Source organism: Bacteroidota bacterium (genome assembly GCA_019637975.1).
Taxonomy (GTDB): domain Bacteria; phylum Bacteroidota; class Ignavibacteria; order UBA10030; family UBA6906; genus CAADGV01.
In genome coordinates, this window is record JAHBUR010000059.1 from 1 (window position 1) to 11,468 (window position 11,468).

Here is an 11,468-nt window from a genome sequence, read left to right on the forward strand (position 1 = left end):
GGGCCATCCTGACGTCAGGACCTCGGTGCGCCTACGAGCGATTCTCTCGTCGATTTCGGTGAGACTTCGTGCTTCCCACAACCATGAATCGCTAATAGTGTCGCGTGCCGTCCAATCATCAGCGGAAGCGAGCAAACCGTTCTCTCTCATAGCGCGAGCATATTCTTTGGCGAGGATGAAATAGCCTTTCGAATGAGGATGCAGATGTTCGACAATGAGTCTGTTCCCGATAAGCGAATCAGTCGAGTGCGCCCGGAATGCTTGCTCCATATCCACAAATATCATCCCGCGCTCATTGCTAGCCTGCTTCATGATGTTGTTGAAATCACTACTCATCCGGAAGCGCAGCATATCGTAGTCTCTTGCTTTCACATAGAGACGCTGTGCTTCCTCTTTCCGTCCTAAATAGTCAAGGCATCGTGCGATGTAGTAGTATGCATCTGCACGGAGTGAATCTATTGACGACGCGGTTGAAAAGGCGAAAAGGGCGGAATCAACTTTTCGGGCATTCCAATATTGCACTCCCCGCTGGAAGACGGCTGCAAACTCATCTTGTCGCTCAAGTCCCGCACCCGATTCAGGGTCTTCCGAGACGAACGGCGGCAGATCCCTGAGGTTGGAAACTTGAGAGCCGAGCAGAACGGGAATGCCTGCTCCGGAAGCGATGGTCGCAAGCTCGGCGAGGTTATCCCTGTATGTTGACATTCCCGCGTTGTAAAGCGTGCTGCCATAAGGGATGTATTGGCCTCGAGCAAGCTTTTCCATCATCGTGCTTCCGGTGGTAGATGCAGGCTCCCCTGTGAAGACCTGCATCACAAATCCGGCAACATCCTGAAGAAGCTGGAACGTACGAAAGTGGATGAGCCTCAAGTAGAGCTTCGTGAGCCACCGTGATCTCGCAATCGATTGATGTGAGGCAACGCCGAGCGCGCCGTAGAACTCATTGTGACCGTCGTACACGATAAACAGATCCGGTTCGTAGCGGACGATCTCACGCGCCATGTCGTTGACGGTGAAGCTGTTGGTTGCCGTCATTCCCACATTCACAATCTCGATCTCCCGCTCCGGAAAAATTGTCCGCAACCTGTCACGAAGGAATGAGGAGAAGGAACCGTTGTACCAATATGGATAACCGACCGTTGTTGATCCTCCCAAACAAAAAATCCTGTACGTTGCCGCCGGTTTTGGAACTTCAAAATAATCGGGTGACGTTGTCGGGTTGAACGGCATGCTGGGGAAGTAGCGGTTCTTCACTTCCGCGTTCATTACATGATATGTCCGGCCCGCAAGTGTTTCTGTTGTGAACAGCGAAAGATCGGGACCGTATTGTGCGAGCCTGAGGGCAAGTTCCGCCACTATGAAGAACGAGATTGGGACGAGCGAGACGATAACGAAAAACGCGCGTCGTTTTCGTGTAGAAAGGTGTTGACTATTCCCGTTGGTTTTCTTTCTCTTCATTCGTAAATGGGGTTCGGATTGCTGATTGATTGCAAATTAAAGTAACGATTGTCGAATGCTAAATCCACCCAAAACAAATCAAAATCGGTGTTTTAAAGATGATTTGTGCGGAATCTGCTTGTATTCAGCCCTTGAATATCTTATCTTGTGGAAGCGCTTCCAATTGCTCGGCGTATCGCTGACGAGAACCCGATGTTGTATAAATTCATATGGGCATCTGCATGTTTGATATTCATAGTGTGTGAATTCATGACCCAAACATCGCAAGCCCAAACGTTGAATGCGGATGACCCGTCATCATTCGTCCCGGCATGGGTGAAGGATGCAATCTTCTACCAAATCTTTCCGGAACGGTTCGCCAACGGTAACAAAACAATCGATCCGCCAAACGTTGAGCCGTGGGGCGGAGTACCCAAAACGAAAAACTACTTCGGCGGCGACTTGCAGGGTATAGTCAACCGGCTTGATTACGTCTCCGATCTCGGCGTCAACTGTCTCTATCTCACTCCCATCTTCTGGTCGAACAGCAATCACAAGTATCACGCAAAGGATTATCTCACGATTGATCCCCACTTCGGGGACGAGAGGGTCTTCAAGATTCTTGTCGATGAGTGTCATGCCCGCGGAATACGCATTATTCTCGACGGCGTGTTCAATCACACGGGCGTTGACTTCTTTGCGTTCGAAGACATCAAGAAGAACGGGAAGAAGTCACAATATGTACATTGGTACAACATCTACAGCTTTCCTGTCGGGCCGCCGTCGAAGCCCAACTACGAATGCTGGTGGAATTGGGGCGACCTTCCGAAACTCATGACGCACAATCCAGACGTTCGTGACTATCTCTTCAAGGCGACTGAACATTGGATGAGCTTCGGCATCGACGGGTGGAGGCTGGACGTCCCGAACGAAATTCCTCATCCCTTCTGGATCGAATGGAGGAAGCTCGTCAAGAAGCTGAATCCGGACGCGTATATTGTCGGCGAGATATGGGATGACGCGTCGCCGTGGCTTCAGGGAGATCAGTTCGATGCGGTAATGAACTACAGATTTCGCCGGGCCTGCCTTGATTTCTTCATCGATCGGAAATCAAGTCCTTCAGAATTTGATGCAGCGCTCGCAAAAGTCAGAAATGACTATTCAGAAGAAATCAGTTCTGTGATGCAGAATCTGTTGGGAAGTCACGACACTGAGCGCTTTCTGACTCTTTGCAAGAATGACAAAGAAACGGTGAAACTTGCGTGGCTGTTCCAGATGACGTATGTCGGCGCGCCGATGGTGTATTACGGCGACGAGATTGGAATGACCGGCGGCAAGGATCCCGGTTCGCGAGGCACAATGATTTGGGATGAAGCAAAACAGGACGCCGAATTGCTTGCGACATTGAAAGGCCTCATCGCCCTCCGGAATGAACATCCCGTGTTCCGGCACGGGACATACGAGCCGTTTCTTGCTGATGACAAGAACAAACTGTACGGGTTCAGAAGGATTCATCCCGACAGGAGAACGACTGCCGTTGTTGTTCTGAACGCTGGAGAATCAACTCAAGCAATTGATATTCGGGAAGCGGGTTGGTTTCGAACATCGGATTGGCATCAACGCTGGCCCATTGATGCCGGTAACAAGCCTGCGTCTTCGAGGGGGAGCCATCTCTTGGCGAAGAAATCAGGGCTCATTCTCATCGGGTCTGTATCCGGATGAGCAAGAATATTGTAGCAACGATCTAATGAAGGAGGGAACGAATATGAAACTGAGACTACTCTGGGTTGCAATGGCTGCCGCTGTTGCACTGTCGGCGAATGCTCAAGACAGCGTGGACGTGACGTTCCGGTACAACATTACCGGTTTCCCCGGCGGCATATCGGTTCCCGGGCAGTTCAACGGCTGGAACAATACCGCCTGGCCGATGTCGTATCAAGGCGGCACATTGTGGACGCGCAATGCCCGTCTTGCGGTCGGAGGGAATCCCGGCGGACCTATTGTTGGCGCATACCAGTACAAGTTCTACTACAACGGCGCTTCGCCTTGGCCTAATGATCCGCTCAACCATCACTTCAATCCGTCCGATAATGACAATTCGTTTATTATTGTCAAAGACCCGACGATTTATCATCTTCTCCCCAATCAACGGACGAGTACTGTCAGCACAGCCCGTCCAACTATCTCGGCGTTCATTTTCCCGAAAGTGGGATCAACCTTCGATACAACCCAGTTGTCGTTGATAATTGATGGGAATACTATTTCGGGAATCGGAAGCTCATACGATTTTGCATCGAAGCAGATGAACTACACCCTCACAACCGATCTCGCTAACGGCGGACACACGGTTATCCTGCAGGCCGGCGCGACGCGGGATACCGTGAACTTCGTGGTACAAGTCGGCGGGCCGATTCAGGCGCAAATCCCGCCTTACGCGAAGCATGGCGTAACGCTTCCGTCACCAGCGTCGAATGATTCGACTACGTTTCGCTTGAGGGTCGGAGCGACGAACTTTGTGGCGGTTCGGGTTGCTCCGCTCGGACAGCCTGTCGCCGGCGCTCCCCCCGTCATCATGCGAAAGAATTTTACATCGGATGATTGGTGGATCAACATCTCACTTCCTCCGGGTACGTACGAATATCAATTCCAAACCGGAAGCGGAAATCCGTTCAACGACCCGTGGGGGCGATTCAACGGTACGTACGGAACGCGATTCACCATCGGGCCGGAGGGCCTGACCGCGGATGACTACGTTTGGCAATCCACCAGCTATCAGCGTCCACCGCTCAACAAACTCGTCATCTATGAAATGAATGTGGCGGAATTTGTCGGAGGCTATCTTGGTTTGCCTTCGGGACAAATCGGGACATTCACACAACTTGCCAACATGATGGGCTATTTCGATTCTCTCGGAATCAATGCAATCGAACTCATGCCGGTCAATGATTATGCATTGATAGGGCGATCAGGATTTTCGTGGGGATACGATCTGAGCCATCATTTTGCACTTGAACCGGCATACGGCACGCCGCGTGACTTCAAGGTGCTGGTCGATTCGGCGCATGCCCGCGGCATCGCAATCATTGTGGATGTGGTGTTCAATCATCTGAACGATCCCGGTCCCTTGTGGGCAATGCAACCCGATGTCACAACCAATCCGTACTTCAAGCTCTGCGCCGATCTCCGCTACAATGAAGATCAACTGTGCTTCTTCCGCGACATGGATCACTGGACGAACCAGACGCAGGAGTATGTGTACGAAGTGTTGAAGATGTGGATTGATGAATATCGCGTTGACGGCTTCCGGTATGATTTTACGCAAGGGATCGGCTGGAACATCAACGAACCCACGAGGGGAATCCTCGGATGGGCGAACAGAATTGCGCAGGAGTATCAGGGACAAATCTACCAGATTGCCGAACATCTTCCTGAAAGTCCCGCACTCGTTTTCCACAGCGGAATGACCGGCGGGTGGCATGACAGCTTCCGTGATGAAATCTTTGACGAAGCGCGCTTCCGCAATCGCTCGCTTGTCAATTTTGAAAACCTCGTTATCGATCTCGGAGCCTATCCCGGCAACGATATTCCCGCAACACCCTCATCGTACGCCAATCGCACCGAGCCCGTCAATGCAACGGTGACCCACGATGAGCAATCGCTGATCTTTGAAATGACAACGTTCCAAAGTGTGCCGCTTGCCGAAGCATTGTTGCGCGACAAGTTGTACGGCACATTCATTTTTGCATCACTCGGGATTCCCATGCTGTGGCAGGGAATGGAGCACAGCGAGCCCCGGGGGTGGCAGACTGACAATCAGAAACTCTTGTATCGTCCGGTACAATTCGGCTTCCGCGGAACGCAGCGCGGACAGGAACATTACGCGTGGTATTCAACCTTGATCCGCCAGAGAAAATACAATCCGGCGTTGTATCAAGGGGCGTTGATCCGTTTGTTCCGTTACACGGCCCAGAAAACACTTGTGTGGGGATTCCAGGACGTCAGCTCGAACGCCCGGTTCGTCGCCGTGGCGAATCTGAGTGGAGCCCAGCAGACTGTTACGAACGTGCCGTGGTTAGGTTCGGGGACGTTCTACGACATTCTGGATCAATCCACGCTTGAAGTCAGCGGGTCGAACGTCGCGAGCATGACTTTGCCCGCGTACACGGCCCGTTGCTATACGAATCTGCCTGACAGTGTCCTGCTCGAAGTCAAGCCGGTTGACCATACTCTCCCGGCAGAATATGCCCTCGGACAGAACTATCCAAATCCATTCAATCCTTCAACGACAATAAATTTCAGAATCAAGGAAAGCGGATACACAACGCTCACGGTGTACGATGTACTCGGTCGGGAAGTGGAGAAACTCGTGAGCAATGATCTTCAGGCGGGGAGTTACTCCGTCGAGTTCATTCCTCGCAACCTTTCCAGCGGTGTGTACCTGTATCGACTGACCTCGGGATCGTATGTTGAAACTAAGAAGCTCATGCTGACTAAGTAATGAGAATCACCGCAGTCATACTCTCAAGTTTGCTGTTTGTTGCGGCTCCGTTTGCACAGCCGAAAGCCACAACAGACGGCGTACATTTCGAACTGCCCGACGAAGGATACTCGTCGGTTTCTCTCGTGGGAGATTTCAACGGCTGGTCGAAGGACGAGAATCCGATGACCAAAGACGGACGTAATCGATGGCTTGTGACGAGAAGAATGCAGCCGGGAATCTACCAGTATTTGTTCTACGTGAACAAAGACCGGCACATACCCGATCCGGGAAATCCCGTTCTCGTTGATAACTACAACAACTCAGGAAAGAACTCGGTATTTGTTCTGACCGAAGAGAATACGATCGAACTTACATCGAAGCCTCCTGTACCTAAATCCAATCCAGCTGATTTGTATCCAAAAGATCCGGGTCGCAAACCGGTTTATCTCAACATCATCTGGCATCAGCATCAGCCCCTGTATCTCAATCCCTCAACCGATCAGCTTGAAGGGCCGTGGGTTCGTACGCACGCTACGAAGGATTACTATGATATGACGGCGATGCTGAAAGAATATCCCGACATTCATTGCACGGTGAACCTCACCTCGTCGCTGCTGTTTCAGTTGCAGGAGTATTACGTGAACAGGCTGAAGCCGTTTGTCGATGTCCGAAGAAATACGATGAACGTGAGCGGCTTCCTCAAGAAGTGGAAAGGGAAGACGGATCCGTGGATTGATCTCATGTTGATTCCCACATCCCGGTTCGGGAAAAAAGAGATTGATGTTCTGGTTCACAATACCTGGAATGCTTTCGGCATCAGCGAAGTGCAGATCGAGCGGTTTCCGGAGTACAACGCGCTGAAAGCGAAGATGGCAAACACGATGCGTCCCGGCTCGAATCCGTTCAGCGAGCAGGAGATGCGGGAGATCAAGTTCTTCTTCTATCTTGCGCATTTCGATCCCGATTTTCTGAACGGCGCCGTTAAACTGCCGGATGGTTCTGTTTGCGATGTGAGCGGATATGTGGAGTTCCGCAAGGACGAGCAGAAATACTACCTCAGGAAAAAAATCACTGAAGGCGATTGTCAACGCATTGTTGTTGAGACATACAAAGTAATGGCGAACGTCATTCCTGTTCACAAACAACTCATGTACAATCCTCAACATCGAACGGGTCAGATCGACGTTATCACAACGCCGTTCTATCATCCGATACTGCCTCTGATTTACGACTCCGATCTTGCCCGTATCTGCCAGCCTGACGATGCGCTGCCGACGAGGTTCTCCTATCCTCAAGATGCGCACGCACAGGTAGTCAAGGCCGTGAAGTTCTACAAGGAAACGTTCAGCATTGCACCAACAGGAATGTGGCCTGCCGAGGGGTCAGTTGCTCAGGAAGTGTTGCCGATACTCCGCAACAACGGAATTCTGTGGGCGGCAACGGATGTGAAGGTGTTGCAACGCTCCGATCCTCCCGATCAACCGAACACAACGCCGTACCGCTTTGATGCGGGTGTTGATGCGTCAGGCAAGAAGCAATCGATGGCGATTGTATTCCGGGATACGGACCTTTCGGATCGAATTGGATTCAAGTATCAGAATTACAGGGGTGAAGAGGCGGCGGAAGATTTCGTCCGATCGGTGTTGAGCTTTGCACCGAAGAATGGCGAGCCGGACGTTTTGATTACCGTGATTCTCGACGGCGAGAATGCGTGGGAATGGTACAGGAAAGATATTGACGGGAAGGAATTCCTGAATGCCTTCTACCGTAAACTAAGTAAGTTGTACGAAACGAAGCAGGTTATTACAGTGGCAATGTCGGAGTATCTCAACGGAAATCCGGGGCGGGGAGTTGCGGCGCATCCGCTTGAAGAACTTCCGGCAATGACAAAACTCTGGCCCGGCTCGTGGATCAACGCAAATTACGACACATGGATCGGAGAGAAAGAAGAGAATACTGCGTGGGAATATCTCTTGCAAGCCCGTCGTGATCTCGAAAACAGCGGATTGAAACAGCCTGATCCGTCGTTACCACCTCCGAAGAAGAACACGAGGGCATGGTACGCCTACATGGCATACGAGGCAATGTACGCCGCCGAGGGTTCGGATTGGTTCTGGTGGTACGGCGATGACCAGTCGGCGCCTGCGGGCGACAAACCTTTTGATGATGCATTCAGAATTCACCTGAACAACGTCTATAAGTTCGCACAACTGGCGGGGGCCAAAATCACGTCACCGGGCTTCGAGCCGATTATCGTTGCAGAACGAGCCGGCGGACAAGGCGTGATGGCGCAAAGCAAGGTCGAACGGCAGCGGGTGTTGTTCACCGTCAACGCTTCGGGCGTTAGTGTTCCGAATGCGATTTACATCGTCGGCAACCTGAAAGAACTGGGCGAATGGACTCCGAATCTTGTCCGCATGCACGACGATGGTACACACGGCGACGCGACAGCAGGTGACGGTATCTGGTCGCTCGAGATTGAAATTCCTGTCGGGGTTCAGGTTCAGTACAAATTCACCAACAGCGGGAAGAAGGGCGAGTGGATTCCAAGCGAGGAGTTTCCTTCCACACATCGAACGCTGCGGGTGAATTCGCAGTCTAATACCATCACCATCATTCAAGACACTTTCGGAAGACAATAGTCTATGGGGAAGTCTTACTCCGGGGCGCATGCCTTGGATCTGTTGGAAGAGGCTCTGCTAAAAAAGAAGAAAGAGAGTGAGAAGAAGAAGTTCAAGTATGCAATTCCTTCGCTCTGGATTTCCGATGAAGGGACTCCCAAGCGTGTTGCGGTAAACCCGTTTGAGTTCTATCTCGATACGGTACGTAAGGCGAGGAAAGCGAAGCAACCGGCGAGACCGAAGTCAACAGGAGGCGAGTGGAGCAAAGACGCCATAATCTACAACATGTTTGTGCGAACGACGGCTGCTTTTGACCATGACGGAAACGGCAAGCTCGATCTCCCGGTGAACAGTCAAGGGTTCAGGGATACCGGCACGTTCCTCAAAGCTCTCGCGATGCTGCCCTATATCAAACGGCTGGGCGCCAATACGATTCATCTTCTTCCCATCACATCCATCGGGCACGACGGCAACAAAGGAACACTCGGCTCGCCCTATGCAATCCGTAATCCATACGAACTTGATGAGAACCAGGCCGAGCCGTCTCTGGGGCTTGACGCAAAGACGGAGTTCAAGGCCTTTGTCGAGGCGGCACATCATATGGGCTTCCGTGTAGTGGTCGAGTTCGTATTCCGAACTGCGGCAAAGGATGCCGATTGGGTGAAAGAGCATCCCGAGTGGATGTATTGGATAAAGGACGAAATCCAACTGCGGGACTCCTCAAATCACGACGAATCACGGTACGGCTCGCCTGTATTCACGCGTCAGGAGTTGGAGCATATTCATCACCAGGTTCGTGACAGCAGATTCGACAATCTCATCCCTCCTCATCAGGTGTACAGGGATTTCTTCACGCCTCCTCCGCATCCCGATCATGTTGCTAAAGAGAACGGAAGATATATCGGCGTGCTGCCGAATCAGCAGCGGGTGAAGATCCCGGGCGCCTTTGCCGATTGGCCGCCTGATGACAATCAGCCGCCGTGGGGAGACGTGACATACCTGCGCATGTACGAACATCCTGATTTTAACTACATTGCGTACAACACGATCAGAATGTACGACACGCGTCTTGCGCAACCTCAATACGTGAACCGTCCACTGTGGGATCGGATTGTAGGGATCATTCCCTACTATCAGCGCGAGTTCTCTATTGATGGCGTGATGATTGATATGGGGCATGCGCTGCCGATGCAGCTGAAAAAAGAAATTGTGGATACGGCACGCAAGAACGATCCTGACTTCGCTTTCTGGGATGAGAATTTCGCAATATCGCGGCACAGCAGGGAAGAGGGATACAACGCTGTTTTCGGATTCTTATGGATCGATGAGCATCATCCCTCAAAGATCAAGGCCTTCTGCCGTCGTGCCGCAAGTGAAGGATTTGCGATTCCGTTTTTTGCCACGCCGGAAAATCACAATACCCCGCGGGCCGCATCACGTCCCGGCGGACTTGCATACTCGAAGTGGGCAATTGTCGTGAACAGTTTCCTGCCGGGGATTCCGTTCATTCATTCAGGCTACGAACTCGGGGAGACGTATCCCATCAATACCGGTCTCGACTTCACATCGGAGCAACTCAAGCATTTGCCCTCGGAGAAGCTTCCGTTGTTCAGCGAATATGGATATGATTGGCTCAACAAAGAACACATCTCCGGATGGGTAAGCAAGGTGCTCGACATTCGCAAATCATACAAACAGCTCATCACCGACGATTCACCTCAGTCGTTTATGATGCTGCACGATCACAACGATCATATCCTTGCGTTTGCCCGTATTTCCGAGAAGCCGGATGTCCATGTTGCAGTTCTGGCAAACACTAACTATCATGCTCCTGAACATGCGAATGTGAAAATCAACACTTCAAAAAAGGAAGTGACTGATCTCCTGGGTTCGGGGAAGTATTCACTGAAAGATTCTCATCTGCACACGATACTTCAGCCCGGGCAATGTCTCGTCTTCGAATATTGAGATGATACGGATACGCATCAAACATTTCGTATTCCCTGCAACCTTCTTCTTGCTTACAGCGATGTTCGGCAGTTGCAGAACGCCGGCGGATCCGAACAGAATTGTCATCTGGCATCAAATGCGTGTTGATGAGCGTGTGATTCTTGAGGATCAGATGAAGCAGTTCATGGTCGCCAATCCCGGAATCACCGTTGAGGCGATCTACAAGGAAACCGAGGAATTGCGTTCGGGCTTTATTGTCGCTGCAATTGCAGGACAAGGACCTGACCTCGTGTATGGTCCCTCCGATCAAGTCGGCCCGTTTGAAGTCATGGGCATCATCGAACCGTTGCAAATGTTGTTCGAGCAGGAGTATCTCGACAAGTTCATCACAAAAGGCCTGACGTACTATAACGGGCATCTCTACCAGATTGCCGACAAGTTGGGAAACCATCTCACACTTGTGTACAACAAAGATCTTCTCACATCCCCGCCGCAGACGGATGAGGAGTTGATTGAGATAGGGAAGAAGCTGACAGTCTCCAAAGGAGGAAAGACTGTCCAATACGGGTTGTGCTGGAATTACACCGAGCCGTTCTTCTTCATTCCGTTCATGACAGGCTTCGGCGGCTGGGTGATGACGGATGATGGCGTACCGACGCTGGATTCGCGAGGGACGATTGATGGATTGAAGTTCATTCAGGATTTGAGGGACAAGCACAAGATTATTCCGGGCGAAGCAGATTACAATATAGCCGACGCGTTGTTCAAGGATGGCAAGAGTGCAATGATCGTCAACGGCGATTGGTCTTGGGCAGGATACAAAAAGGCGGGCATCAACATCGGCGTTGCTCCTTTGCCGAAAATCGTGAGCACAGGATTATGGTGTGCGCCGATGATTTCGCCGAAAGGTTTTTCGCTGAACGCCAACGTGCCGGTAGAGAAGCGTCCGCTGGTGATTTCCTTTCTCGAGTTCATCATGC

At 51.4% G+C, this 11,468-nt stretch carries 6 protein-coding genes; 5 read left to right on the forward strand and 1 reads right to left on the reverse strand.

Annotated elements, in window-relative coordinates:
* Positions 1-1,458: hypothetical protein (locus tag KF749_18175; GenBank protein ID MBX2993083.1), on the reverse strand; the 1,458-nt coding region annotated here is incomplete at its 3' end.
* Between the two features lie 249 nt (positions 1,459-1,707).
* On the opposite strand from KF749_18175, the gene KF749_18180 reads away from it, so the two are divergent.
* The 5 genes from KF749_18180 to KF749_18200 form a co-directional block, all read left to right on the forward strand.
* Entirely contained in the window at positions 1,708-3,159 is a 1,452-nt protein-coding gene (locus KF749_18180; protein MBX2993084.1) for a glycoside hydrolase family 13 protein, read from the forward strand.
* 43 nt (positions 3,160-3,202) lie between these two features.
* On the forward strand, positions 3,203-5,935 hold the full coding sequence (locus tag KF749_18185) for a T9SS type A sorting domain-containing protein (protein MBX2993085.1): 2,733 nt from the start codon (positions 3,203-3,205) through the stop codon (positions 5,933-5,935).
* On the forward strand, positions 5,935-8,559 hold the full coding sequence (locus KF749_18190) for a hypothetical protein (protein ID MBX2993086.1): 2,625 nt from the start codon (positions 5,935-5,937) through the stop codon (positions 8,557-8,559). Before KF749_18185 ends, KF749_18190 begins: the two co-directional genes overlap by 1 nt.
* A 3-nt stretch (positions 8,560-8,562) precedes the next feature.
* Positions 8,563-10,506, forward strand: a complete 1,944-nt coding sequence (locus tag KF749_18195) for an alpha-amylase (protein ID MBX2993087.1) — start codon at positions 8,563-8,565, stop codon at positions 10,504-10,506.
* A 1-nt stretch (position 10,507) separates the two neighbouring features.
* On the forward strand, positions 10,508-11,468 hold a 961-nt coding region (locus KF749_18200), incomplete at its 3' end, for an extracellular solute-binding protein (protein ID MBX2993088.1).